This is a genomic window from Rarobacter faecitabidus, from assembly GCF_006716265.1.
Taxonomy (GTDB): domain Bacteria; phylum Actinomycetota; class Actinomycetes; order Actinomycetales; family Cellulomonadaceae; genus Rarobacter; species Rarobacter faecitabidus.
On sequence record NZ_VFOS01000003.1, the window covers coordinates 135,658 to 160,909 of the forward strand.

General features: G+C 65.6%; 20 protein-coding genes and 3 tRNA genes. 11 read left to right on the forward strand and 12 right to left on the reverse strand.

Annotated elements, in window-relative coordinates:
• Nucleotides 1-34: 34 nt before the first annotated feature.
• Nucleotides 35-1,735: a DUF885 domain-containing protein gene (locus tag FB461_RS09825; RefSeq protein WP_142121607.1), complete on the reverse strand. Its 1,701-nt coding sequence runs from the start codon at nt 1,733-1,735 to the stop codon at nt 35-37.
• 226 nt (nt 1,736-1,961) lie between these two features.
• On the opposite strand from FB461_RS09825, the gene FB461_RS09830 reads away from it, so the two are divergent.
• Complete coding sequence (locus FB461_RS09830; protein ID WP_142121609.1) at nt 1,962-5,735, forward strand: chitobiase/beta-hexosaminidase C-terminal domain-containing protein; 3,774 nt, start codon at nt 1,962-1,964, stop codon at nt 5,733-5,735.
• Between the two features lie 307 nt (nt 5,736-6,042).
• Nucleotides 6,043-9,090 carry an OmpL47-type beta-barrel domain-containing protein gene (locus tag FB461_RS09835; RefSeq protein ID WP_142121611.1) on the forward strand — a complete coding sequence of 1,016 codons (3,048 nt, stop codon included), beginning with the start codon at nt 6,043-6,045 and terminating at the stop codon, nt 9,088-9,090.
• 327 nt (nt 9,091-9,417) lie between these two features.
• Here FB461_RS09835 and FB461_RS09840 read toward each other — a convergent pair whose 3' ends face one another.
• The 5 genes from FB461_RS09840 to FB461_RS09860 form a co-directional block, all read right to left on the reverse strand.
• Complete coding sequence (locus FB461_RS09840; RefSeq protein WP_170222703.1) at nt 9,418-10,227, reverse strand: metal ABC transporter permease; 810 nt, start codon at nt 10,225-10,227, stop codon at nt 9,418-9,420.
• Nucleotides 10,224-11,120: a metal ABC transporter permease gene (locus FB461_RS09845; protein ID WP_142121615.1), complete on the reverse strand. Its 897-nt coding sequence runs from the start codon at nt 11,118-11,120 to the stop codon at nt 10,224-10,226. The genes FB461_RS09840 and FB461_RS09845 overlap by 4 nt, the downstream gene beginning before the upstream one ends.
• Entirely contained in the window at nt 11,117-11,893 is a 777-nt protein-coding gene (locus FB461_RS09850) for a metal ABC transporter ATP-binding protein (RefSeq protein ID WP_142121617.1), read from the reverse strand. The genes FB461_RS09845 and FB461_RS09850 overlap by 4 nt, the downstream gene beginning before the upstream one ends.
• Nucleotides 11,894-11,915: 22 nt before the next feature.
• Entirely contained in the window at nt 11,916-12,923 is a 1,008-nt protein-coding gene (locus tag FB461_RS09855) for a metal ABC transporter substrate-binding protein (RefSeq protein ID WP_142121619.1), read from the reverse strand.
• Between the two features lie 92 nt (nt 12,924-13,015).
• Entirely contained in the window at nt 13,016-13,366 is a 351-nt protein-coding gene (locus FB461_RS09860) for a metallopeptidase family protein (protein WP_211349893.1), read from the reverse strand.
• A gap of 125 nt (nt 13,367-13,491) precedes the next feature.
• Here FB461_RS09860 and FB461_RS09865 point away from each other — a divergent pair.
• From FB461_RS09865 to FB461_RS09875, 3 genes are all read left to right on the forward strand, one after another.
• Nucleotides 13,492-13,564: transfer RNA gene (locus FB461_RS09865), tRNA-Glu, on the forward strand.
• Nucleotides 13,565-13,753: 189 nt separating this feature from the next.
• Nucleotides 13,754-13,827, forward strand: a tRNA-Asp gene (locus FB461_RS09870).
• Between the two features lie 41 nt (nt 13,828-13,868).
• Nucleotides 13,869-13,941, forward strand: a tRNA-Phe gene (locus FB461_RS09875).
• Between the two features lie 119 nt (nt 13,942-14,060).
• On the opposite strand, the gene FB461_RS09880 is transcribed toward FB461_RS09875, so the two are convergent.
• Nucleotides 14,061-16,319 (reverse strand): FHA domain-containing protein, encoded by a 2,259-nt coding sequence (locus tag FB461_RS09880; protein WP_142121621.1) that lies wholly within the window; start codon nt 16,317-16,319, stop codon nt 14,061-14,063.
• A gap of 222 nt (nt 16,320-16,541) precedes the next feature.
• Between FB461_RS09880 and FB461_RS09885 the strand changes: the two genes are divergently transcribed.
• Together FB461_RS09885 and FB461_RS09890 are read left to right on the forward strand one after the other, a co-directional pair.
• Nucleotides 16,542-16,979: a phage holin family protein gene (locus FB461_RS09885; RefSeq protein WP_142121623.1), complete on the forward strand. Its 438-nt coding sequence runs from the start codon at nt 16,542-16,544 to the stop codon at nt 16,977-16,979.
• 4 nt (nt 16,980-16,983) lie between these two features.
• Nucleotides 16,984-17,271, forward strand: coding sequence for a DUF3618 domain-containing protein (locus tag FB461_RS09890; RefSeq protein WP_142121625.1), 288 nt, complete (start codon nt 16,984-16,986; stop codon nt 17,269-17,271).
• An 88-nt stretch (nt 17,272-17,359) separates the two neighbouring features.
• On the opposite strand, the gene FB461_RS09895 is transcribed toward FB461_RS09890, so the two are convergent.
• Nucleotides 17,360-17,569: a BldC family transcriptional regulator gene (locus FB461_RS09895; protein ID WP_142121627.1), complete on the reverse strand. Its 210-nt coding sequence runs from the start codon at nt 17,567-17,569 to the stop codon at nt 17,360-17,362.
• A 338-nt stretch (nt 17,570-17,907) separates the two neighbouring features.
• Here FB461_RS09895 and FB461_RS09900 point away from each other — a divergent pair, with 338 nt between their 5' ends.
• Nucleotides 17,908-18,102: a DUF3073 domain-containing protein gene (locus FB461_RS09900; protein ID WP_142121629.1), complete on the forward strand. Its 195-nt coding sequence runs from the start codon at nt 17,908-17,910 to the stop codon at nt 18,100-18,102.
• Between the two features lie 247 nt (nt 18,103-18,349).
• On the opposite strand, the gene purM is transcribed toward FB461_RS09900, so the two are convergent.
• Genes purM through FB461_RS09920 form a run of 4 tightly spaced genes read right to left on the reverse strand, consistent with a single transcriptional unit; the run spans nt 18,350 to nt 21,800 of the window.
• Complete coding sequence (gene purM / locus FB461_RS09905; protein WP_142121631.1) at nt 18,350-19,477, reverse strand: phosphoribosylformylglycinamidine cyclo-ligase; 1,128 nt, start codon at nt 19,475-19,477, stop codon at nt 18,350-18,352.
• 33 nt (nt 19,478-19,510) lie between these two features.
• Nucleotides 19,511-21,055, reverse strand: coding sequence for an amidophosphoribosyltransferase (gene purF / locus FB461_RS09910; RefSeq protein ID WP_142121633.1), 1,545 nt, complete (start codon nt 21,053-21,055; stop codon nt 19,511-19,513).
• A 48-nt stretch (nt 21,056-21,103) separates the two neighbouring features.
• The gene (locus FB461_RS09915; protein WP_142121635.1) at nt 21,104-21,391 is read right to left on the reverse strand and encodes a hypothetical protein; all 288 of its coding nucleotides are present in this window, start codon (nt 21,389-21,391) and stop codon (nt 21,104-21,106) included.
• A gap of 4 nt (nt 21,392-21,395) precedes the next feature.
• Entirely contained in the window at nt 21,396-21,800 is a 405-nt protein-coding gene (locus FB461_RS09920) for a sterol carrier family protein (protein ID WP_246046195.1), read from the reverse strand.
• A 472-nt stretch (nt 21,801-22,272) separates the two neighbouring features.
• Between FB461_RS09920 and FB461_RS09925 the strand changes: the two genes are divergently transcribed.
• The 3 genes from FB461_RS09925 to FB461_RS09935 all read left to right on the forward strand — a co-directional run bounded on the left by FB461_RS09925 (nt 22,273) and on the right by FB461_RS09935 (nt 25,190).
• Entirely contained in the window at nt 22,273-23,121 is an 849-nt protein-coding gene (locus FB461_RS09925; protein ID WP_142121637.1) for a sulfurtransferase, read from the forward strand.
• Nucleotides 23,122-23,223: 102 nt separating this feature from the next.
• Nucleotides 23,224-24,210 (forward strand): ABC transporter ATP-binding protein, encoded by a 987-nt coding sequence (locus FB461_RS09930; RefSeq protein ID WP_142121639.1) that lies wholly within the window; start codon nt 23,224-23,226, stop codon nt 24,208-24,210.
• Nucleotides 24,207-25,190, forward strand: a complete 984-nt coding sequence (locus tag FB461_RS09935; RefSeq protein ID WP_142121641.1) for an ABC transporter permease — start codon at nt 24,207-24,209, stop codon at nt 25,188-25,190. The genes FB461_RS09930 and FB461_RS09935 overlap by 4 nt, the downstream gene beginning before the upstream one ends.
• The last annotated feature ends 62 nt before the right edge of the window (nt 25,191-25,252 follow it).

Consider the following 25,252-nt stretch of genomic DNA (forward strand, 5'->3'; position numbering starts at 1 on the left):
ATCGTGGGTCAACGTGACGCAGCGCTCGCGGCGCCTACCCGAGCAGCGCCATGCGCAGCGTGTCGAGCCCTACCGCTCCCACGCCAAGGGCCTTCATGTGGAATGTCTTCAGGTCGAATGCGTCGCCCTCGCGAGCCCGGGACTCGTCCCTGATCTGCTCCCACACGCGCTGACCCACCTTGTAGGACGGAGCCTGACCCGGCCAGCCGAAGTAGCGGTTGACCTCGAACTTGATGAACTCGTCATTCATGTGGACGTGGCGGCGGAAGAAGTCGAGGGCCCACTCGTGGGTCCACGCTCCGGTACCGTCGAGGTTCGGCTTGCCGGTGTGCACGCCGATGTCGAGCACCACGCGCGCGGCGCGCATGCGCTGGCCGTCGAGCATTCCGAGCAGATCGGCGGGATCGTCCAGATATCCCAGATCCTGCATCAGCCGCTCGGCATAGAGGGCCCATCCCTCCGCGTGACCGGAGGTGCCCGCGAGTAGCCGGCGCCAGGCGTTCAGTTCGGCGCGGTTGTACACCGCTTGCCCGATCTGCAGGTGGTGGCCCGGAACGCCCTCGTGATACACGGTCGTGAGCTCTCGCCAGGTGGCGAACTCCTCGACGCCCGGCGGTACCGACCACCACATGCGCCCCGGGCGGGAAAAATCGTCGGTCGGGCCGGTGTAGTAGATTCCGCCGTCATCGGTCTGCGCGATCATGCATTCGATGGTGCGCACGGGTTCGGGGATGTCGAAGTGCGTGCCGTTTAGATCGTGTACGGCCCGGTCGGCCGTCTTCTGCATCCATTCGCGCAGCGCCTCCTTGCCGTGAAGCTTGCGCGCCGGATCATCGTCCAGGAACGCGATGACCTCCTCGAGCGACTTGTCAGGGTCGATGCGACGCGCCACCGACTCCTGCTCGGCGACCATGCGCGAGAGTTCCTCGCGGCCCCATTCGTAGGTCTCGTCCAGATCGATCGCAGTGCCGAGGAATCGCCGTGACGCGATCGCGTACAGGTCGCGGCCGATCGCGTCCTCATGCGTGGCGCGCGGGGCCAGTTCCGTGCGCAGGAAGGCAGTGAACTGATCGTACGCAGCGGCTGCCTGGGCCGCGCTGTCGACGAGATCGGCCTTGAGCGATGGCGGCAGACCGGCGGCAGCGGTTTTGTCGTCACCGACGAGCTGCGCGAAGAGCCCTTCCGCGCCGCCGTAGGTCTGGACGAGTTCTGCGACGACCTCGACCTGCCGAATTGCGGGGGTGATGCCCTGCCGAATTCCCGCAAGCAACGTCTCGCGGTAGCTGGCGATGGCCGCGGGAACGTTTGCGAGCCGTCGGGCGATGACCGACCAGTCATCCTCCGTCGCGGTGGGCATCAGGTCGTAGACCTGTCGGATGTCCTGGGGCGGCGAGGCGAGGACATTGAGATCGCGCAGGTGGAAACCTGCCTCGAACGACTCGATCTCCAGGCGTAACTGATCGGCGAGGTCGAACTTCGTGACCTCGTCCACCGCATCCGTCACGGTGGCCGCGCTCAACCTGCCCAGCAGCGAGCGCGCGGCGTCGATCACGGCCTCGGTGCCCTCCGGGCCGAAGTCCGAGTGCGCATCCCCGCGGGGCTCCCTACCGACGTATGTACCCAGTTCAGGGCGCAGATCGACGAGGGTGTCGAGCCACGCCTCGGCGATCCGATCGATCTCGGTGGCAGGCCGCTGGTACGCCTCGTTTGGAGGCGTTGATGAGGTATCTGTCATGCGCTCAGCCTAGACCCGCTACGCCCTTGAATTCAGGCCTTGAACGAGTGAATTCGTTCCGGTTGCGCGGATCGCCATCTCGTGGAAGATATATAAGGTCCCAGGGTCGCTCAAACTCGATGCCGAGTCCAGGCGATCACGGGCGGGCTGCTAGGGGCAAAGCCGCCGATGCATAACCAGACCGACGCCAATGACGGCGCCGGACCACCTAAAGGAGCATGACGCCGTGAGCGCTTCCACACCCTTGCGCGCCTATACCGCTGGCGCGTTCGCCCGCGGGGGCGTTCCCCGAACCACGTCACCTCGTGGTCGAGCAACCCGTCTCGTCGCCGGGACCACTGCCGCCATCCTGTCGGCGGGCGGACTTTGCGTGGGTGCGGCGGCGACCGCCATCGCCGCGACTGATCCGTTCAATCCGAACTTCGGACCGAACGTGACCGTCTTCGAGCCCGCGGGCACCGACCCGACGAAGATCCAGGCGATCAACACCGCGTTGCGGGCCGCAAAGGACGCCGGAACCCACTGGAGCACGCAGCGCAAGGCCTTCTTCTTTAAGCCGGGCTCCTACGGCGATGCGGCGTACGCGGGAACGGTCGATGCCCCGACCAAGATCATCAACTCCGAGGTCGGCTACTACACGCAGGTGGCCGGCCTGGGGATCTCACCCAGCCTCGTGACCATCAACGGCGCGCTGTCGGCCAACGGCGAGCAACTCGACACCCTGGAGGTGGCTAACCCCTACTACCCAGGCAACGCCGAGTTCCCGAACCCGAGTTACACCTGCAACTACTACCCCTGGGTGAGCGGCTGCCAGGACATCGGAGCGCTCAACAACTTCTGGCGCTCGTTGTCCAACCTGACCATCGCACCCAAGCAGTTCCCCTACGGCGCCGACGCCGCGCGCTTACACCCGGAGGGAACTGCGAACGCCGGCCAACTTCGCTGGGGAGTGTCGCAGGCCGCCCCGATCCGCCGCGTCCACGTCAAGGGCGATCTGACGCTCTTCCCTCAGTGGGGTGGCTTCGCGTCGGGCGGCTTCGCGTCTGAGATTAAGGTAGACGGTCAGGTCGCAACCGGCTCACAGCAACAGTTCTTCACCCGCAACTCCCAGTTGCAGGCCAATGGCGGCTCATTCACGGACAACGGCGTATGGAACACCGTGTTCTCCGGGGTTACCGGGGCGCCAACCTCCACTTTCCCCGAAAGCTCCGAGCTGAACTCGGGCAGCGATCTCGCTGCGCAGAAGAAGTGGACGACCATCAACCAGACGCCGATCAGTCGCGATGCGCCATTCCTCACCTGGAACGCAACCGACGGCTATGGCGTGTACGTGCCTTCGGCCCAGACGAACTCGTCCGGAATCTCGTGGACGGCCACCACGGCCGGACCGGGAACCCGCTTGTCCCTCGAGGACTTCTACATCGCCCATCCCGGCGACTCCGCCGCGACGATCAACGCCGCGCTCGAAAGCGGGCTGCACCTGCTGCTCACCCCCGGTCACTACGCGCTCAATGAGCCGATCGTGGTCCGCAACGCGGGCACCGTGGTGCTCGGCCTTGGGCTAGCGACGCTCGAGCCGACCGACGGGAACAGCGTCATCAAGGTCGCCGATGTGTCGAGCGTGAAGATCTCTGGGTTGCTGATCGACGCGGGTAGCCTCCTGACCGACAATCTGGTCAAGATCGGCCCGATCGATGGGCACAGCGCGGATGCGGGTAACGCGATCGACCCGACCACGCTTTCGGACGTCTTCATCCGCGTGGGCGGCATCAACCGAGTCCGGACGGACACCGGCATCGAGGTCAATTCGAGCAACGTCATCCTCGATGACATCTGGGTGTGGCGCGCCGATCACGGCGTCGATGCCGATGTCTCAGTCGGCTATGACTGGGCGGACAACTATGCGCCGAACGGCGTGCGCATCAACGGCGACAACGTCACCGCGCTCGGCCTGTTCGCCGAGCACTTCCAGCGCAACCAGGTCGAGTGGAACGGTGAGAACGGCCGAACCATCTTCTTCCAGGCAGAGTTCCCCTATGAGGTCGAGCAGCAGAACCAGTTCGTGGACGGCAACCGCAACGGCTTCGCGGCGTATCGCGTGGCTCCTGGCGTGACCAAGCACCGCATCGATGGCGCGGGAGCGTACTCGTACTTCCGCAAGCTGTCCGCCTCGCCCGCTCCACGCGCGTTCACCGGGTTCAGCGTTCCTCGCGCGCAGAATGTGCTCGTCAACCACTCGGTGACCAGGTTCCTCAACGGCATCGGCGGCGTCGACCACGTCGTCAACAACGTCGGCAAGTCGGCGTATGCGACTCCCAACAACGACTTCGCGAAGACGAGTTGGTTGCGCACCTACGACGTCAATACGTCGACCGATACTCAGGCGCCGACGGTCTCGCTCAGCGCGAACCCGTCATCGCCGAACTTCGGCAGCACGTACACCGTTCCGGTCGAACTCACCGTCACAGCGCAGGACAACGTCACGACGGCGGCGAACATCACGATCGAGTACCGAGTCGACGATCGAATCTGGAAGCGCGTCCCGGTGAACGCCGCGGGTGTCGGCACCGTCTACCCGCCGAACGGTTCCCACACCGTGTACTTCCGCGCCACCGACGAGGCAGGAAACACCTCCGCGTTGCAGTCCTGGACGGGCACGGTCGACGCCGACAACAATCCTGGTGACCTCACCGACCCGGAGCCTGGAACGGATCCGGACATCGGCGGGCCGCTCTACCCCGTCGACCCGGATCCGAGCAACCCCAATGCGTCTCGTGACCGCATCGCGCCGACTGTCGGCATCTCGGCGAGCCCGAGCCTGCCGAACGGCACAGGCGGCACGTACAACACCGCGGTCTCCCTCACCATCACCGCAACGGACAACCGGACGGTGAACCCGGCTCGTGAGTACCGCATCAACGGTGGCTCGTGGACGTCCTACACGTCGCCGGTCTCTCTCTCCGCCTCGGGCACATTCTCCGTCGAGGCTCGCGCGACCGACGAAGCGGGGAACATTTCGGAGGTGCGCTCGTGGAACGGCGTGCTCGCACTGCCCGGCGGACCGGACACGACCAAGCCGACGGTGGCGATCTCGTCCAACCCAGCGGCGCCGGGAGCCTCGGGCAAGTACACGTCGGCGGTCACCGTCACCGCAACGGCTCACGACGACAGCGGAGTACTGCCGACCATCCAGTACCGCATCAATAACGGCACGTGGTCGACGTACTTCCAGCCGATCGTGTTCACTTCCAACGGGACCTACCGGGTAGATGTGAAGGCGACCGACGGTGCTGGCAACGTCTCCGACGTCAAGACGTGGACCGGCACGATCCTGCTGTCCTCCAGCGTCATTCCGACACCACCGTGGAACCCGGGCTCCAACCCGCCTGGGACCATCACCGTGGGCCCGCGCCTGACCGCGAAGATCATCACGTCGCCGGCGAAGCCCGCGAAGAAGCGCAAGTGGTTCAAGAAGGCCGTGACGGTGCGCGTTACCGGTACCGCGCCAGCGGGAGTCAAGGCCGTCGCGCAGATCAAGGTCGGCGCCGGTGCCTGGAAGCTCTATACGGGCCCCGTAAAGGTCTCCAAGACGGGCAAGACGGAGATTCAGGCGCGTGTCATCACGCAGACCTCGCAGTCGCCGTATGCGTCGCGGCTGCTACTGATCGACCGCGTCAAGCCGAAGAAGATCAAGGTGAGCGTCAAGATCAATAAGAAGAAGCGCCTGGCCTACGTCCGGTTCACTGCCACGGACAAGAATTCCAAGGTCCTCAAGTTCCGCTACAAGCTGCCCGGCAAGAAGTGGAAGACGATCACCGCGAAGAAGGCGAAGAAGGGCGTCAAGTTCGCCGCCAAGAAGGCGAGCGCGCGCAAGATCCTTCGCACTTTGACCACGAAGAAGATTCAGGTCGTGGTGTACGACAAGGCCGCCAACAAGTCGAAGAAGGCCAAGATCAAGCTGTCGAAGGCCAACCGCAAGCGCATCAACAAGGTCGTCTGACCTGTCGGCATGCGGGCGAGGGGGTGGTTCCGGGCTGAAAGCCGGTGCCACCCCCTCGGTTCGTCAGCGCCGCTAGGGGGCCATTTTGCGGACGAGTTTCCCCACGCATCAGTCCATGGACGCGTCACCCAACCATTCGTTCATTATTTAAAGGCAAAGTGACCTCGCAGCGTTGAGCACTTAGTGGTAGCGTGTTTCACGAGCGCGAAGTCGCCGCACCGAAGCGGCTCAGCAGCGCAGGCAACGCTAGGTGTTCACATCTCTTGCTGCCGCGACCACAAAATATCAGTTCAAAGGAGAACGCCTCGTGAGAGCGCATACTGCCGCCACCTCCATCTCCCCGCCCCTTAGCGTCGCGAAGCGCGCCGCCAGCGGTGTCGCCGTCGCCGCCTTGGTGACTTCCGGTCTGGCTCTCGGCGCCGGCACCGCACAAGCCGCTTCCTTCACGCTCGCGGATGCACAGAACCCCGACTTCGGGCCCAATGTGACCATCTTCGACTCGTCGATGACCGCAAGTTCCATCCAGACGCAAATGCGTGCGGCAGCTACTGCAATGGCCGGAGACGCGAACCACTGGTCGAGTGAGCGCAAGGCGTTCTTCTTCAAGCCGGGCAATTACGGCTCCGTTGCCGACCCCATCCAGTCCGAGATCGGCTATTACACGACCGTCGCGGGGCTGGGGCAGTCTCCGGACAGCGTAACCATCAACGGCTCGTTGTCCGTGGAGCAGGAACTGCACAACACTGGGCCTGGCGACTACTGCAGTTCAATTGGCGACCGCTACGACAGCCCCCTGTGTAAGTCACCTGGCTCGCTCAACAACTTCTGGCGCGGCATGTCGAACCTGTCGATCGACCCAGTGCCCAACCAAGCGTTCTACGATGCGGGGAACGCCGCGCAGAACCACACAAACTCCGTGCGTTGGGCCGTGTCACAGGCCGCACCGCTGCGCCGTATCCACATCAAGGATGACGCAAACGCCGCGCAGTTGCTTCTGATCGGGCAGTACTACGGCTACGCATCGGGCGGCTTTATGGCCAGCTCCAAGGTCGATGGCGAGGTCTACGCTGCGGGCCAGCAGCAGTGGTACACGCGCGACTCGGACATCCATTCGTGGAACGGTTCCGTCTGGAATATGGTGTTCTCCGGCGTCAATGGCGGACCGGCGGACGACTACCCCGATTCCGCAGAGAATCCTAACGCCCACGACGCAACGAACAAGTACGCAAACTACGGCAACACGCCGATTAGCCGCGATGCACCGTTCTTGACGTGGGACGCCGCGACTGGCTATTCCGTTTTCGTACCCGATGCTCGTACGAACGCGGCGGGAGTCCAGTGGACGCCCACCAGCGCGGGCGCTGGGGTATCGCGTTCGCTCAACGACTTCGTGGTCTTCAAGCCAGGCAATTTCACCGCGACGGCCGCCAACAGCGCTCTTGCCGCCGGCAAGCACCTGCTCTTCACCCCCGGGCAGTACTCGGTCAGTGAGGCGCTCAACGTCACCAAGCCCGACACCGTGATTCTGGGCCTTGGTCTGGCAACATTGCGGCCCTCGAATGGGAACGCCGTCATCACAGTCGGCGACGTATCCAACGTCAGCCTCTCGGGACTGATGCTCGAACCGACGACGAACAAGTCCAAGATGCTCGTTCAGGTTGGCCCGCGCGGGGCTACCGTGGCGAACGCGGCCAAGCCGACCACACTTTCCGACATCTTTATCCGAGTCGGTGGCGCCCAATACGGCAGTGTCGAAACCGCAATCGAGATCAACTCCCCGAACACTCAGATTGACAACATCTGGTCATGGCGCGCTGACCACGGCTTCAACTCCGGCGTCGGCCAGGGATACCAGTGGTCCGATAACCAAGCCGACACCGGCCTTCGCGTCAACGGCGCAAATGTCACCGCTCTTGGCCTGTTCGTGGAGCACTACCAGAAGAGTCAAACCGTGTGGAACGGCGAAAACGGTCGCACGATCTTCTACCAGAACGAACTGCCATATGAGCCAGCGACTCAGGCCGAATTCTCCGACCGCGGGCGCGACGGCTACGCCGCGTACAAGGTGGACCCGTCTGTGGCGAACCACGAGCTGTTCGGCGCCGGGGTGTACTCGTACTTCCGTTGGGTGGACAACGTCTGGTCCGAGACGGCTATCTCCGTTCCCAAGAAGTCGACAGTCAAAGTTCGCCGTGTCGTTACTCGCTGGCTCAATGGCTGTGTCTCCCCCACGGCAACATCGACGAACCCCAACTGCACCGATGGTCTGGGGGGCGGAATCCGCCACCTAGTCAACGACCAGGGTGGGTCAGCCAACAGCGGACCAGGCCTCGGTGACGCGGCTAAGACCAAGTGGATGCGGGAGTACAACTCGAGCACGGGTGACCTCACGAAACCGACGCTCTCCCTCACCGGCTCAGCTCCGGGTGCAGCATTGACCCAGATCACCGCCGCCGCGTCCGATGGGGGTGGCACGCCTGCCAACCAGATTCACATCGACTACAAGGTCGGCAACAGCCTCTGGTACCCCGCGAATGGCACTGTCATCACGCCGCCCAACGGTGAGAACATCACCGTCTACGTCCGAGCAGTCGACCTAGCCGGGAACGTCTCCGATTTCCAGACCTGGACTGGCACGGTCAACAACCCCGGGAATCCCGGCGAACTCGATCCGGGAACGCCTGGCGGCGGCAACAATGGCGGCGGCAACAATGGTGGCGGCAATAACGGCGGTGGCGACAACCTCCCGCCCGGCTCCGGCACGGACCCCAAGAACCCCGGGCAGGGAACGAACCCGAACGGAACGCTGACCATCGGCACCAAGCTGAGCGCCAAGATCCGCGTGACCCCGACCAAGGCATCGGGCAACAAGGGCTGGCACCGCAAGGCCGTCACCCTGGCAGCCAGTGGCACGCTCGAAGCCGGCAAGGCAGGATTCCTGCAGATCAAGGTCGGCAGCGCGGCCTGGCGCACGTACACCGGACCCGCAAAGGTCACGACGAATGGCAAGAAGGTCGTGCTGCAGGCTCGCGTCGTATCCGGCACCACGGTGTCGCCGGTCGACAGTGCGACAGTCAAGATCGACACCAAGAAGCCGACCAAGCTGAAGGTGAAAGTCCTGAAGAAGAAAAAGAAGGGCGCCAAGGTTCTGCGCCTGAGCGCCACGGACAAGACGTCGAAGATCGCGAAGATCCAGTACAAGGTCAACGCGAAGGGCAAGTGGAAGACCTTCAAGAAGGCGAAGGGAATCCGCGTCACGGCCAAGCTGAAGAAGATCAGCATCCGGGCCATCGACAATGCCGGGAACGTCTCGAAGGCAAAGAAGGTCAAGGTCAAGGCGAAGTGGCGTCGCTGACCGGGAACTTCGGTGGCGGGCACGATCGGTGAGTTCCCGAAGCTAGATCCTGCTTGATCTAGTGCTCGATGATCGGACGCATTCCGCGAACGGGTGGGGCGGTCACGCACATGGTGCGTGACCGCCCCACCTTCGTATGTGCAGATTCGCATGTGCAGGTATCTGCGGTTTCCGCCGTTCGCGGCCGGGGTGCGGTGCGCGGAGAACGGCGACCCAGGCAGAGTGCCGGGGGCCACCTGGCAGAGTGCCGGGGGCCACCTGGCAGGGTGGACAACAGCAGGCGCGCGCGTGCGCAGACATCGGCGCTGAGCGCCAACGCGGCGTGCGTCAGCCGTGCCGCATGCGCACGCGATCGGTAATCGTCCGGATCACGAGCACCACGGCGAACACAGCGGCGGCGGCAAGCGACATCGCTCCCCCGGCGGCGACGTTCCACGCGCGGGATGCCTCCAGGCCAGCCAGCAGGCTGGCAACGGCGATAGCGCTGGCGAGCGGCATCAGCAGGTGGATTCGGCCAGTGATCAGCCGAGCGGTCGCGGCGGGGGCGACGATGATGGCAATGGACAGGATGGACCCGGCGGCAGGCATCGTCACGGCCACCATCGCCGCGATCAGCCCCAGTGCTACGACGTCGATCGCGATCGCGGAGAATCCGGCCGCCCGGTAGCCAATCGGGTCGAACGACGAGAACAAGAGATTGTTCCCCCACACGGCAACGACCAGCACGGCGGCCGCCAGCACGATCGAGGTCGCGATCAGGTCGGTGCGGCTCACCGTCAGGATGGAGCCGATGAGGTAGGTGCCGACATCCCCGGTCCGGGAGGGAAACATCGACTGGAGCAGCATCCCCAGCGCGAAACCTCCGGTCAGCACCACGCCCGTCGCGACCTGGGCTCCCTGGCGCCGCACGCGCGAGATGAGCGTGAGCACCCCCACGAGCACCAGCGAGAATAATCCGGCCCCGAGCACTACGTTCAGCCCCAGCAGCGAGGCGATCACCGCCCCGGGGAAGCTGGCATGCGTCAACGCGACGGTGAAGAAGGATCGGCGGCGCAGCAGCACAATCGTGCCGACGATGCCCGCAGCGGCCCCCAGCAGGAGCGCCTGGAGTTGCGCGGATTGATAGAAGTCGCTCACCCGGCACCTCGAATCTCGGCTGGGAGCGCTCGTCCATGGAACCTCGGAGCGAGCGCGCGCCATGCGCTCGTTGCCGCCAGGATCAGCAGGTAGACCGCAACGAGGGTGAGCACCGCGACAGCGCTCGGCGACACATTGACGCCGCGCTCCACGGACAGGTCGTAGCCCACGGCCAAGCCAGCGATGCTACTGAGCACGGCGACAAGGAGTGCGATCGGCACGATCAGCGCGAGGCGGCGGGTCAGCAGCCGGGCGACGCCCACTGGCACGATCAGCATCGCGAGCACCATCAGGTTCCCAATGGCCTGCGAGCCGGCGACGACGATCAGTGCGACAGCCACGTTCAAGGCGATGTCGATGGGGAACTCGCGGAACCCGGCGGCGCGGAACCCTTTCGCATCGAACGCCCGGAAGAGTTGCCGGTGCCAGGTCGTCACGATGATCGCGAGCGCGAGCGCGCAGACGATGATGATCTGCGTGACCTGCCCCGGCGGAATGGTGAGCAGCCGGCCAAAAAGGAGCTGTTCAAGTTCCGAGACGTACCCCGACCGCCGCGAGACCAGCACCACGCCGATCGAGAACATGCTCGCCAGGACCACCGCGATGGCGGCGTCGGAGCCCACCTGCTTGCGGTCGATTACCGTCAGGATCACCGCACCCAGGAGAGCCGCGACCAGTGCCCCGGCTAGGACCCATTGCGTCCCACCGACCACGTAGCCGACCACGAGGCCAGGAAACACGGAGTGCGTGAGGCCGTCGGAGACGAACTCGAGGTTCCGCAGGTTCACGAACAGCCCGGCGACAGCGGCGGTCACGGCGATGACCAGGATTGCGAGGAGCGCCCGCGACATGAATGGCAGCTGGAAGATCTGCCACAGATCGGACGGGCTCATCCGTGGGCGCCGTGATCGTGCTCGGGTGTCGTGAGGGTGTGCTCGTCAATCTCGACGCCGAGGCCGTGGAAGGTCGCCTCGATCTCGGGCAGGGTGAGCGTCGTCGCGGTCGGGCCGAACGCGATCATCGAGCGATTGAGCAGCATAGCGTGGCTGCACACCTCGCTCGCGAGCTGCAGGTCGTGCGTCGAGGTCACGATGGTGACGCCCTCGGCGCGCAGGTCCGCGACGAGCGCCAGCAGAGCCTCGCGATTGGTCTTGTCGAGTCCGTTGAAGGGCTCGTCCAAGAGAACCAAGCGCGGCGAGGACACGATCGCGCGGGCCAGGATTCCCCGCTGCTGCTGCCCACCGGACAACTCGCCGAACCGGGCGTGCCCACGATCGGTCAGTCCTACGCGGGCGATGGCCTCGTCCACGGCTCTGCGGTCGGCGCGCCCGGGCCATCGCGCAGGCCCAAGCCCGCGGTAGCGGCCCATCATCACGACCTGCCGGAGCGTGACGGGGAATTCGGGATCGAGTTCCTCCGTTTGCGGCATGAAGCCGATCAGACCGCGGGCCGCGCGGGGCGATCTGCCCAGCACCTCGATCGTGCCCGCGGTGACCTGGACGAGTCCCAGGAGCGCCTTGAGCAGCGTCGACTTGCCGGAGCCGTTCGGCCCGATGAGGGCCACGGCATCCCCCGGGCTTATCGTCGCGGTTACGTCCTGCAGGGCGGGCTCGCCGCCGTACGAGAAGGCGGCGTCGCGCAAGACGATGGCTGGTTCACTGCTCACAATGACGACTCTAGAGCAAACCTCACTGCAGGTCGGCGGGGCGCTCGGTGGCGGTCGCACCCCACGCGGTCAGCAGGACCTCGACGTTGTGCACCGTGGCCTTGATGTAGGTGTCGCCGGCCGATCCGGCCGGGCCCAGCGAGTCCCCATAGAGGGCGTCGTCACCGCTATACACGGTCACTCCCGCGGACGAGGCGATCTGCTCGGCGGCCTTGGGGTCGATGGCCGCTTCGGAGAAGATGGCCTTGACGCCGAGCTTCTTGATCTCATCGATCAGGTTCTGGACCTCGCTGGCGCTCGGCTCGGCATTGTCCTCGAAGTTGGGGATGATCGAACCCACGAATGTGATGTCGTACGCCTTGAGGAAGTAGTAGAAGGCGTCGTGGTTCGAGACCATCAGCCGCTCGCTCGCGGGGACCTGATCGAAGTTCTCCTTAGCCCACGCGTCCAGCGCTTCCAGCTTGGCGACGTAGGCGTCGGCGTTGGACGAGTACTGCGTCGCGTTCGCCGGGTCCGCCTTCGCAAGGCCGGCGGCGATGTTGCGGACCATCAGGATGGCATTGGCCGGAGCCGTCCAGACGTGGGGGTTGTATCCGTCCTCGTCTTCGGCGTGGTCCTCATCGGCGTGGTCCTCATCGGCGTGCTCGTGCGCGTGATCGCCGCCGAGCTCAATCCCCTCAGACGAGTCGATCGTGGTCCCCGTGAACCCGGCCGAGGTCGTGATGTCGCTCAGCCACGGCTCGAGGCCCGCGCCGTTGTCGATGAGCACCTTGGCGCGCGAGACTGCGAGCAGATCTGCTGCGGTCGGATCGAACGAGTGGGCGCTCTGGTTCGGCTGGATGAGCTGGGTGACATCCGCGAGGCTTCCAGCCACGTTCCGGGTGAAGTCGGCGACCTGGGTCGTAGTGGCGACTACTGAGATAGTGCCGGTCGCGGAGGGAGCACCCGACGTGGCGCCTCCGCCGCCGCAGCCAGCGAGGACGAGCGCGCCGGCGAGGGCAACACCGACGGGAAGCATACGATTGCGCATGAGAATCACTTTCAATTAGGCGGTTGACCTCATGCTAGCCACTATTGCGAACCATTATCAAGTCAATGCCGGGGCTCTTACCGTGATGCTCGTCACGCCCAGCCGAGATCGTGAAGCTTGCCATCATCGAGGCCGAAGTAGTGGCCGATCTCGTGGATCACCGTCACGGCCACCTCCTCGATCACGTGGTCGACGCTCTCGCACATCGCGAGGATGGGGTCACGGTAGATCGTGATCTTGTTGGGCAGCGCCCCGATCATCCCGCCATCTCCGGCCATCGTCACGGGGAACCCGTCGTAGTGGCCCAGCAGGTCGAAGTCCTCCTCGGGTGCCGATTCGACAACGAAGGCAACGTTCACCAGGCGGCGGTGAATCGGCTCGGGGATCCTGTCGAGCACCTCGGCAACGATCGCCTTGAAGTCCTCGTCGCTCATCTCAACCATGACTCAATTGTGCCCGGCTCCGGCCGGAGCGCGTCTAGCCCGCGGCGACACCGTTCTATAGGCTTTGCCCTGATGCGCAGTTGCCGTCTATGCTAAGCAGGTTGTGTGGTCAAAAGCCGCACATGGCCCCCATCGTCTAGTGGCCTAGGACGCCGCCCTTTCACGGCGGTAACACGGGTTCGAATCCCGTTGGGGGTACAAGCGATTGAGGCAGACGAGGCGCGCAAATGCGCACCTCGGAGCGGATTGAGCTTACCGAATGGCGCAGTAGCGGATAGTCGCTACGGTGTCAGGAGGGATGATTGGCCCGGATTTCACTAACGGGAATCGATAGGGTACGATCATCCAGGTCCTTGAGTGATTCAAGGCCAGGTCTTGATTGATCAAGGCCCCGTGGCGCAGTTGGTTAGCGCGCCGCCCTGTCACGGCGGAGGTCGCGGGTTCAAGTCCCGTCGGGGTCGCTCGGCTCAGTGCCTGGCACACAGCCAGGTTGCTGTTGCTAGGCTCTGTAGCTCAGTTGGTAGAGCGTTCGACTGAAAATCGAAAGGTCACCGGATCGACGCCGGTCGGAGCCACTGAAACCCCGCGTAGCTTCTACATCGCGGGGTTTCTTCATTTCTCTGCGCGGTTCCCCCGCCCGCACGATTCCCAGCCTGCCAAGAGAGTCTTCCTGGCAGGCCGTCTCTTCGGATTGCTAGATGACCTCCCAGCTAAAGGTCAGATCACCGAGTTGGAAACGATTGCCGTCGGGCACCAGAGCGGGTTCCCCGGGGGTGAACTCAAGGATCGTGCTCGCATCCGCCCCCACGATACGGGAGCCATTCGTCGATCCCAGGTCCGTGATCACCAGGCCCACCTCAGTGAACTCAAGGATCGCGTGGGTCTTGGACAGCGTGCGGGTTTGATCGCGGATCTGCAGCGGTCGCGCATTCGGCCGTCCGGCCTGACTGGGCTTGCGACCGGCGATGTACGTTCCGCCGTCGAGTTCCATGGGCGGAAGCCCTTCGCCGATCAGCCGAAAACGGGCAACGGGCCGACGCGCCGTTGAGATGAGAGTTACCTCGATGTCGTCATTCCCCTGATCGTCCGCGTCGGACGAGTCGACCGATCGCTCGGATTCCGGGGTCGCTGCGCCGGCCAGATCCGGCGCCCCACCGACGATACGCGCGTCGCCGGTGGGGAACTCCCCCGTCGGAAACGCCCCGAATGAGCCTTCAGGAACCGGCGGCACGGCCGGTGCAGGCAGGTCGGCAGGAGGCGGTTCCGGTGCGACGTATTGATTCGGTACGAACGGAACAGGTGGCGTTGCGGCGTTGACGGGGCCCGCCCCGGTCGTCTCCGGGGGCACGGCAACGACCGGTTCGTACGGCGGGAGTACAGCGCCGCCGGGTGGCATAGGTGCGCCCGCAGTGTCATCGCGCACAGTGGGCGGGACCGGCAGATACGGCGTGGCCTGATCGGGCAACGGGTCGGACGGCGTCACGGCCACCGACATCGCGGATGCCGGCGCCGCGGGCACTGGCGCCGCGGGCGGCGGCGGAGGCGGCGGAACCGCGGGCAGGGTGGGCGCAGGTAAGGGAACCGCCATCTGCAGCGGCTCTGCGGGCGCGTCGGAATGCGCCGGAACCGAAGACGTCCGAGGAACTGGCACGACGGACGGCTCGGCAGGAACCGCCCCCGCGGAGGAGTGATAGTCCGCCGGTGGTGTCGGCTCGGCGGTGTCAGAGGCCGCTGGCAGTGCCGACTCAGCAGGAGTCGCTGGCGGAGTCGGCTCACTTGGAGCCGCCGGCTTCACCAGCGAGACAGCAGAGCGCGAGGAGGACGCCGAGGGGATGTACGGCGCAGGAGCGGGGTCGCCATGCGAAACGGGGGTCGGCGCGAGCGTGTATGGACCTGGCGCGGGCGGCGTGTCACCTGTGGGCGACGCGCCACCTTCGGGCAACGCGCCAACTGCGGGCGGGGACGGTGGCGGCGGTGCTGATTGACCGAGGGGCATCGGTGGCACCCCGGCCCCCTGCTGTGGGGCTGGTGGCGGCGGCACGGGCACGGCATCTGCCAGGGGAACCGGCGGCAGCACCGGGGATGCCTGCACGCGAGGTGCCGGCACCGGGACATACGGAGCGAGAGCAGGATCGTGGGACGGTCCAGCACCCGCCTGGAACGGCAGCGGGACGACACCCGGCCGGGGCGGGGGTGCAGCCACGTGCGGCACGTCACCGATGGGCGCAGGCGGTGGGAGCGTCCCCGCTGCTACGCCGCCGGATACCTGCGGGTTGGCCGGAGCCGGCGGCACGCCGTATCCGGGCGGTACGGGAGGCGCGGATCCGATCGGCGGGAGAATCCCTCCCCCGGAACCGACAGCAGAAGGGGGCGGGGGCGGCGGGGGAACGGGAGCCTGGCTCGCGATCGACCACGGAGCCGCTGGAATGGGCGCCGTGGAGGATAGCGGCGGGGCGGCTGGAGCAGGGGGCAGGGGCGGCAGCTCTGCGCCGCCCACGGCGGGGATCGGTCCGGTGCCCTCGACTCCGACCACCGGCTCGTCGATTGGCCCGCGCACGGAAATCTGCGCATGCTGATCGCTGCGCCGGATGGTGTCCGCCAGCACGGAAATATAGGAGACGTAGGTGTCGAACGCCTCGATGTACGCCCCACCGCCGGGTTCGGCCGCGTTGCTCAGGGTGTAGCTGTCGATGCCGAGGGTGACAGAGGCGCCGGAACGGAACTCGGAGACGCTGACATGGAATTCGAGCAGCGAACGCCCTGATCCGGCGATCTCATCACGAATAACCAGCTCGATCGAGGCGGCTCCGATGTTCGTCACGGTGACGATCCGCCCGGGCGTCCGTCCGCTGAGCGCCTGCGCTGCGGCGGTGGCCGCGCCGGCGATATCGCGCGTCAGAAGGGCGGTCATGACATCCATGCCGGCGCTCGCCTGCTCGTGCGCTCTGCTCATAGGAACTCCTCAAGGCCTGTTGCGCTGGCGCCTGCGAGCGTGTCTCGGCCGCGAGCAACCACTATCGGACATACTACTTAGGATTCGGCACCGACCGTGCCGGGCATTACGCGCACCCTATTGGTGATTACCCAGTCACCCGGAGTAGTTCCCGCCTCGACCGACTTGCCATATCGCCGGTTCGGCGGTTGAGTGGAAGAGCGCAGCCTAACGGAGGAACACATGAGCACAGATAACGAACGACCCCCGCTGAGTGCGGTCGTCGCACGTGCAATAAACGCGGCGGTGAACCTCGCGAAGGCGGAGGTGACGGCCTACAAGGAAGCACTCGTCCGCAAACTCAAGGACACCGCCGTGGCGATCGCCATGTTCGCGGTGGCCGTCCTATTCCTGTTGATGGTGTTCGTGTTCCTGAACGTCGCCGCCTATCAGGCACTCACGCTGGCGTTCGCCGGATGGCTGGCGGCATTGATCATGGCAGGTGGCGCGCTGCTCCTCGCGGCCGCACTGGTCATGGTCGGCCAGAGGGTCGCCAAGCGAAACGAAGTGCCGCCTCCCAGCGAGGTTCCCGAGCACGTGAAGGCGGCAGTGCAAGAGGGCATTGCGAGCGCGCGCGAGCAGACGGCTGGGGACTCCCCCGCCGCAGAAGGTCAGGAGTAGGACCATGGACGAGTTCTCCGTCGAGAAGGACACCCCTTCGAGGGACGAGGCACGCCACGAGCTTGACGACGCGGTGGCCGATCTCGTCTTGAGGTTCAAGCCGGCAACACTCGCGAACAATGCGCTGGATGACGCGAAACTGGCGGCGAGCGACGCCGCTGGCTTCCTCTCGGGTGCGGGACTGCCCGAGACCTCGCCCCGCCGCAGGCGCAATGCCATCGCGATCCTAGCCGGATCCGGCGGCGCGCTCGCCCTTGTGGCGATCAAGTTGCTCGGGCGCAAGCGCCGGTAGGGCCGAACCCTCACCTCGCACTCTGCGTCTGAGCGCACGATGGGGTGGCCGCACGATGAATCGTGCGGCCACCCCATCGTTGCGATGGTTAGACCTCCGCGCCGCGCCCCGACTCGACGTCTGCCAGGAGGTTGCGGACCTCGCTCTCGCGATAGCGCCGATGGCCGCCCAGGGTGCGGATGGACGATAGCTTTCCAGCCTTGGCCCATCGCGTGACGGTCTTCGGGTCGACCCGGAACATATTCGCAACCTCAGCGGGGGTAAGCAGAACCTCGGACGTTGCTGCGTTCGTGGACATGGTGTCACCTTCCTTGCAGCGGCCGCTGGCGCCAGATGGTCTGGGACATCGGCCAAACTTGTCAATACTTCAAGGATGGACGAATGGGCAGGTATCCGACATAGACCTAAGACCCACTTTCAGGCCGAGTTTTCCCCTTCTGCCCCGATTTCTCGACCCTGGCATGGGTGCGCGGTCCCTCGCCGCGACTTCGCTGGCAGCGAATGTCGAACCGGCAAAGTGGCTTAAACGGGCTCAGGCAATGTACCGTAGAGGGACGAAACATTGATTAATCACCGAGGCCGCATGCTTGCACCAAGCCCCTGCCGTCTCGCTTCCACGTTGAGGGGGTCGGAGCCATGGGCCGCGGCCGTCAGAAGGCGAAGCACACTAAGGTTGCTCGCGAACTCAAGTACTACAGCCCAGCGACGGATTACCGTGCGCTTGAGGAGGAACTGTCTGGTCAGGGTCACCAGACGGATGTAGTCACTGACTCTAGGTGGGATGTCACCGAGGATGAGGACGACGACTGGCAGTCGTCCTACTCGAACTAACTCGCACATTCGGCGCCACCCGTCGCTGTCGTTCTCGGCGCATCGACGGGTGGCCGTTTGTTGCCCGCGTTCGCAACAGGGGCCGAATAGGCCGGCGATCGGGCGACGCGGGACAGGCGCACGCTGAGAGGCGCCGAGTTCACGAAAAAGCGCCCGAAACATCAACGCAAGTGCGTGCGACCCGCCCGTGGCCGGTAGCACGTGTCCCGCGTGACTCGTGGCGCGTCACTCTTTGCGCGCGGCGCGCCTAGCGGTAGTCGCCGACGAGGCGGACAGCGCCGCCGCTGACGCCCTTGGTGCCGGATACGAGGTCGCCGGCAGTGCCAGAGTCGGCACCGATGCCCGAGTCGCCCCGGAAAGCAACCGTCCCGAGCACCCACGACGGCAGACCGAGTGCGTCCAGTGCGGCGATGGCGGCGTTCGCCGTCTCGGCCGACACGACGGCGACCATTCCGACCCCGAGATTGAGCGTCGATTCCCAGTCGCCCACCGGCACGTTGCCGAGCTCGCGCATCACCTGGAACACCGCGGGGACCTCCCACGACGCCCGCTCCACCGTAGCGACGGCACCCTGTGGCAGCACGCGAGCGAGGTTCGCGGCGAGCCCGCCGCCGGTGACGTGTGTCATGGCATGAACCTCGACGCGCGGGTCGCGGATCAACGTGAGGCAGTCGGATGCGTAGACGCGGGTCGGCTCGAGCAGTTCCTCACCGAGGGTGCGGCCGAACTCGTCCACGTGACGATCCAGTGACCACCCCGCGGCGGCCACGATGGCCCGCACAAGCGAATACCCATTCGAGTGGAGGCCCGACGATGCCATAGCGATCAGCACATCGCCGTCGGCGACCCGCTCCGGTCCGAGCAGGTCGCCCGCCTCGACCACACCCGTCGCCGCGCCCGCCACATCGTACTCGTCCGCGGCCAGAAGCCCGGGGTGCTCCGCAGTCTCCCCGCCGACGAGCGCCGTGCCGGCGACCTCGCACGCCTGGGCAATCCCGCGCACGATCGCGGCAATGCGCTCGGGGACGAGCTTCCCCGTCGCGATGTAGTCCGTCATGAACAGGGGTTCGGCGCCGACGACCACGATGTCGTCGACGACCATGCCGACCAGGTCGAATCCGATGGTGTCGTGGATGTCCAGGGCCTGCGCGATCGCCACCTTGGTGCCGACCCCATCCGTGGAAGTCGCGAGCAATGGCCGCGAGTACCCGGTGAGGGCGGATGCGTCGAACAGGCCGGCGAAACCGCCGACTCCCCCGAGGACTCGATCGCTGTGGGTACGGCGCACCGCATCCTTCATCAACTCGACCGCACGGTCGCCGGCCTCGGTGTCGACTCCTGCGCTCGCGTAGGTCAGGGCGGGGGGATTAGTCACTTGCTCGTTCTCCTGTGGGAAGGGATTGCGGGCTTACGGGTGCTGAAGCGCGGTCGCTCCGCCGGAGGAGACGGACAGCGAAGTGAGGCCATCGTCCGGGCTGCCGAGCGTGACGTCGCGCTCCAGAAGGTTCTTGCCGCGTCGCGCCTCGGCTGGCAGTTCAATGGGATATTCCCCGGTGAAGCAGGCGGCGCACAACTCTTTCGCGGGCTGCTGTGTGGCCTCGATCATCGCCTCTATCGAGATGTACCCGAGCGTGTCCGCGCCGAGCGATGAGGCGATCTCGTCGGCCGCGAGGCCATTGGCGATCAACTCAGCGCGCGAGGCGAAGTCGATGCCGTAGAAGCACGGCCACTTCACGGGCGGCGAGCTGATGCGGACGTGGACCTCCTTGGCGCCGGCCTCGCGCAGCATACGGATCAGGGCGCGCTGTGTGTTGCCGCGAACGATCGAGTCGTCCACGACCACGAGCCGCTTGCCCTTGATGACCTCGCGCAGCGGGTTGAGCTTGAGGCGGATGCCGAGCTGGCGGAGCGTGTCCGACGGCTGGATGAAGGTGCGGCCGACGTAGCTGTTCTTGGTGAGTCCCTGCCCGAACGGGATGCCGGACTCCTGCGCATAACCGACGGCCGCGGGAGTACCCGACTCGGGCACGGGGATGACGAGGTCCGCCTCGACGGCGTGCTCGCGGGCGAGGAGTTTGCCCATCTCGACCCGGGCGGCATGAACCGAGCGGCCGCGGATCGACGTGTCGGGTCGCGCCAGGTAGACGTATTCGAATACGCAGCCCGCGTGCTTGGTCTCGGCGAAGTGGCGAGAGTGCAGCCCGTCCTCGTCGATCCGGATCAGCTCGCCGGGTTCGACCTCGCGCACGAAGCTAGCGCCGACGATGTCGAGTGCCGGGGTCTCGCTGGCGACGACCCAGCCACGCGAGAGCCGACCCAGGACGAGCGGCCGCACCCCCTGCGGGTCGCGGGCGGCGTAAAGCGTGGTCTCGTCCATGAATACGAGCGAGAAGGCGCCGCGCACGCGCGGCAAGACTTCCATGGCGGTCTCCTCGAGCGTGTGCTCGGGATCGCCGGCGAAGAGTGCGGTGATGACTGCGGTGTCGGTCGTGTTGCCGCGCGCGAGCTCCCCGCTGCGCTGCGTGCCGTAACGCTCATAGACGAGGTCGACGAGGTCGGCGGTGTTCGTGAGGTTTCCGTTGTGGCCGAGCGCAACCGTCCCGGAGGCCGTGGCGCCGAGGGTCGGCTGAGCGTTCTCCCAGGTGTTGCCACCGGTGGTCGAATACCGGCAATGACCGACGGCGATATGCCCGGTCAACGCGCCAAGCGCGGTCTCATCGAACACCTGCGAGACGAGACCCATGTCCTTGTAGACCAGGATCTGCTCACCGTTGGACGTCGCAATGCCGGCCGACTCCTGACCGCGGTGCTGCAGGGCGTATAGCCCGAAATACGCCAGCTTTGCCACTTCCTCGCCGGGGGCCCAGAGGCCGAAGACACCGCATTCGTCTTGCGGTCCTTTTTCACCCGGCAGGAGGTCATGGTTCAGGCGTCCATCTCCACGTACTGCCACGTGACCATTGTCCCACACCGCGTCGCCCGTTCCTCCGGGCCGGGGTGCCTAGGAGGTGGGCGTCGATTTGCGGTCGGCGCGCACTGCCAGATAGGCGCCCAGCAGTCCCCCGACGATCACGCCTGCGAGCGCGGTCATGATGATCACGAACCCGAGGTTCTGATCGTGGTCGAGGATGAGCGACGCGAGCACCGAGGCCAGCACTCCGAGGACGATCCCGGCCGCGGCTCCACTCACGACAAATCGCCCCAGCCGCGGAGCGCGGCGCACGTTGGCGATGGGTGCGCCGCGGCGGTCGGGGACATCCTGCTGGTCGATGTTCAGCTCGTCGCTCATTGCCTCAGCCTAGGCCAGCGATCGGTAGTGGCAGAAAGACTTCGAGATCGGCCCTGGCCCCAGAGGCCGAGATCGTGCCCTCGGCGAGACAGTCCGCCCACGACAGCCGGCCCGATACGAGGCCAAGCCAGATGGCGGGTGCCATCTCCACGACGTTGGGCGGTGTCCCGCGGGTATGACGCGGGCCGTCGATACACTGGACGGCCCCGCAGGGCGGGACGCGTACCTCGACGCTACGACCCGGGGAGTCCTCGGCAAGGAACTGGAGGCTGTAACGGACGGCGGTGGCAATGGTGGCGGAGGCCTCGTCCCCGCTCGCCCAACTACGTAGCGCCGCCAAGCCGAACGATGGCTCTATCTTGCGCGGTGGCACAAAACCCCCATATTCGTTGTCCGAGCCGGTTGTCATCTCACATGTCGAGAGACTTTGGCCGCGTCTCACCTGCCGTTTTGCACGTATCGCGCCGAAAACCGAGGTTGCGTCTCAAAATTCGATACAAAGCCTGGACATTCCTTTGCGAACATCAGTATTCTACTTGTCATGGTCAACGCCCTGAACGGATTCGATGCGCACTACGCATCCCCCTTTAGCGTTACCTCCTCCCGAATGCCGCGAATGTGTACGCCCGCTGACAACTGTTGTTGTCCGGCGCCGGTCTTTCGCGTAGACGCAGCTGCCAGCCTCTAAGTAGCGCTCGCCCCTGCACCGCATTTCAAGACCTGCGCCCAGTCGTGCCTCGCGACGCAGGTCTTTCTCTTTGCCTGCCGCGTGAGACGTGACAGCGGGCCCCACCTGGCACACCCTCCCCGCAGCGTGCACCGCAGCCTATTCGATCTGGCGCGGCACCTGCCCCCAGCGTCATTCGAAGGAATCCCCCATCATGTCTGTCCTCATCTCACCTGCTGAACTCAAATCCCTCCTCGCCGGCGACAACGCACCTCGCATCCTCGACGTCCGCTGGCGTCCCATCGCCCCGAACGGCCAGCCCGACTACGTCTCCGGCCACCTGCCCGGCGCCGTATACGTGGACCTCGAGACGGAACTCGCATTCCGCGGTGCCCGCAGCGAAGGACGTCACCCGTTGCCGCCCATCGACCTGCTGCAGTCCGCCGTGCGTCGCTGGGGCATCAGCGACGACGACCTGGTCGTTGTGTACGACGACCACAAGTCCATCGCCGCCTCCCGCGCCTGGTGGGTACTGCGGCACGCCGGCCTGACGAACGTTCGCATCCTGGACGGCGCGCTGAGCGGGTGGCGTGCTGCGGGTGGCAAGCTCGAGGCCGGCACGCCCCTGGTTCGGCCGGGCACCGCGACCCTGTCGTATGGCGCGCTGCCTGTCGCGGACATCGCCGACATCGAGGGCTTCGCCATCAGCCGCGCACTCCTGGACGCCCGCGCAACCGAGCACTTCCACGGGCTACCGGACATCGGCGAGCCCAAAGGCGGTCACATCCCCGGCGCGCTGAGCGTCCCCACTCAGTTCAACATCGACGAGGACGGCTCCTTCAAGAGCCGCAAGCAGCTCTCCGCCCGGTTCCAGGCACTCGGCCTCGACCCCCACGTTCCGGTCGCCGTGTACTGCACGTCGGGCATCGCGGCCGCGCACACCGTCGTCGCGCTCGAGATCGCGGGCTTCCGCTCGGCGCTGTTCGCGGGATCGTGGTCGCAGTGGGTCAACACGCCCGTTCCCACAGGTCAGGCGGGGGCGGGGCTGCTCGGCGTCGCCTGACGAGGCCGCGCGTTGCCGCCCGCACTCGAAGTCTCGTACTGCTAGATTGTCGTAGGGCCACCGACAGTGGTCCTACGACAATCTCACAGCGGAGAACTCGTCATGGCAGACCCCAGCGGACCAGCGGTCGTAACCACGTCGCTTCGAAAGACGTACCGCACCTTCAGCGGCCGCAAGGTCGTCGCGGTCGAGAACCTCGATCTGACCGTCCCCCGCGGTGGCGTGCACGGATTCCTGGGACCCAACGGCTCCGGAAAGACGACCACCATCCGCATGATGCTGGGGCTCACCCGACCCGACTCCGGCACCGTCGAACTGCTCGGGCAGCCGATCCCCCGCGCGCTCCCCGCCGTCGTCCAGCGCGTGGGAGCCATCGTCGAGCAGCCCAAGTTCTATCCCTACTTCACTGGGCGCGAGAACCTCATCCAGCTCGCGCTGGCGATCGGGGTTCCGCGCCGGCGCGTCGACCAGGTGCTCGAACAGGTCGATCTGACCGGGCGCGCGCGGCACCGCTACCGAACGTATTCCCTCGGCATGAAACAGCGGCTCGCCATCGCGGCAACGCTGCTCAAGGATCCCGAGCTGCTGATCTTCGATGAGCCGACCAACGGCCTCGACCCCGCCGGCATTCGAGAGGTGCGGGGCACAATGCGTGAGCTTGCCGGTCAGGGCAAGACCGTGCTGGTATCCAGTCACATCCTCGCCGAGGTGGAGCAGGTCGCCGACACGGTTTCGATCATCGGGCGCGGGACGGTCATCGCGCAGGGTCGTGTGGACGAGTTGCTCGCCGCCCGAGGTGGCGCGTCCATTCGCGTGGGCCTGAAGATGTCGGAACTCGCCTCTGGACTCATCACGCTGCAAACCTCCGGCTTCGCCACGCGCGTCGAGGGTGCGCACATCGTCGTGTCGGGCGAGGCCGATCCGAGCGAGGTCAACCGCACGCTCGCACGTTCTGGCATCTTCGCCTCGGAACTGACCCCGCAGGGCGGCGGCCTCGAGGATCTCTTCCTAGAACTGACAGCGGGCGAGGTGACCGGCGGGAACGTCGATCCCGCGCCTCGCCCCGCCGGGGGAGGTGAGGCACGATGACCAGCCTCATCCTCGCCGAGTTGCGCCGCTACTCAAAACGCACGCTCTTCATGGTCGGCATCATCGGGATCATCGGGATCCAGGTCACGCTGCTCGTCAACGCCTACGTGTCGAGCAGGCCCCCGACGGCGGCGCAGGTCGCCGAGGCTCAGCCGTGGATGGACGAGCAGCAGAAGTGGAACGAGGAGTACTACGGCCCCGATGGAGACTGCCTGCGCGAACAGGAGCTCAATGGTGGCAGCAACGAGGACTGGGGGTGCCTCGATGTGCCACCGCCCGTAACGGTTGACACGTACTTCACGCGGGCGACCTACGAGGATCTCGCCGTGGGCGCATTTCCCGCGATGGCGAGTTTCTTCGCCATCTTCTCCTTCATCGCCGGCGTCAGTTTCATCACCGCTGAATTCTCCAGCGGATCGATTAGCAACTGGCTGACCTTTGAACCGCGACGCATGCGCGTGTTCTTTTCAAAGCTCAGCGCTTTGCTAATCGCGACGGGCGTGATCGGCGCGATCAACTTGTCGGTATCGGCTCTGGCGTTGCGCTTCATAAGCGCCATCAACGGCAGCCTCGGTGACGACCCTGGAAAGATAGACCGGATAGTGCTGCAGGAGGGCGGACGGTGGCTGCTCGGCGCGCTAATGGCCGTCGCCATCGGTTTCGCCATTGGCACGCTGCTCCGAAGTGCCTCACTGGCAGGCGGCGTCACTGTGCTGTTCATCATCATCGATCTCATGGCGACGAACATGGCGCGCGACTTCTGGCGAATCACCGTGACCCCGCGATTGCAGGCCTGGTTCATGGGCGACTACATGTACATCAACTACGACGAGTGCTACACGGCCAACGCCATGGGCCAGGAATGCACGCCGATCGAGCATCACCTCACCCAGGCGCAGGGCGGGTGGTACCTGCTCGCGTGCGCGGCCGTGATCGTGACGGCGGCGCTACTTGTCTTCCGGCGGCGCGACGCGGCCTAGGTTAGCCCGCGGCTCCGCCACTCGCCGCCCGCCGTAGTTGCCACTTCGCCACTCGCCGTAGC

What these genes read in the sequence shown, in the direction of transcription:
- FB461_RS09825 (WP_142121607.1), bottom strand. Translation starts at nt 1,735, where the DNA reads ATGACAGATACCTCATCAACGCCTCCAAACGAGGCGTACCAGCGGCCT.
- FB461_RS09845 (WP_142121615.1), bottom strand. Translation starts at nt 11,120, where the DNA reads ATGAGCCCGTCCGATCTGTGGCAGATCTTCCAGCTGCCATTCATGTCG.
- FB461_RS09855 (WP_142121619.1), bottom strand. Translation starts at nt 12,923, where the DNA reads ATGCGCAATCGTATGCTTCCCGTCGGTGTTGCCCTCGCCGGCGCGCTC.
- FB461_RS09860 (WP_211349893.1), bottom strand. Translation starts at nt 13,366, where the DNA reads ATGGTTGAGATGAGCGACGAGGACTTCAAGGCGATCGTTGCCGAGGTG.
- FB461_RS09880 (WP_142121621.1), bottom strand. Translation starts at nt 16,319, where the DNA reads ATGAGCAGAGCGCACGAGCAGGCGAGCGCCGGCATGGATGTCATGACC.
- FB461_RS09885 (WP_142121623.1), top strand. Translation starts at nt 16,542, where the DNA reads ATGAGCACAGATAACGAACGACCCCCGCTGAGTGCGGTCGTCGCACGT.
- FB461_RS09890 (WP_142121625.1), top strand. Translation starts at nt 16,984, where the DNA reads ATGGACGAGTTCTCCGTCGAGAAGGACACCCCTTCGAGGGACGAGGCA.
- FB461_RS09895 (WP_142121627.1), bottom strand. Translation starts at nt 17,569, where the DNA reads ATGTCCACGAACGCAGCAACGTCCGAGGTTCTGCTTACCCCCGCTGAG.
- FB461_RS09900 (WP_142121629.1), top strand. Translation starts at nt 17,908, where the DNA reads ATGGGCCGCGGCCGTCAGAAGGCGAAGCACACTAAGGTTGCTCGCGAA.
- FB461_RS09915 (WP_142121635.1), bottom strand. Translation starts at nt 21,391, where the DNA reads ATGAGCGACGAGCTGAACATCGACCAGCAGGATGTCCCCGACCGCCGC.
- FB461_RS09920 (WP_246046195.1), bottom strand. Translation starts at nt 21,800, where the DNA reads ATGACAACCGGCTCGGACAACGAATATGGGGGTTTTGTGCCACCGCGC.
- FB461_RS09925 (WP_142121637.1), top strand. Translation starts at nt 22,273, where the DNA reads ATGTCTGTCCTCATCTCACCTGCTGAACTCAAATCCCTCCTCGCCGGC.
- FB461_RS09930 (WP_142121639.1), top strand. Translation starts at nt 23,224, where the DNA reads ATGGCAGACCCCAGCGGACCAGCGGTCGTAACCACGTCGCTTCGAAAG.
- FB461_RS09935 (WP_142121641.1), top strand. Translation starts at nt 24,207, where the DNA reads ATGACCAGCCTCATCCTCGCCGAGTTGCGCCGCTACTCAAAACGCACG.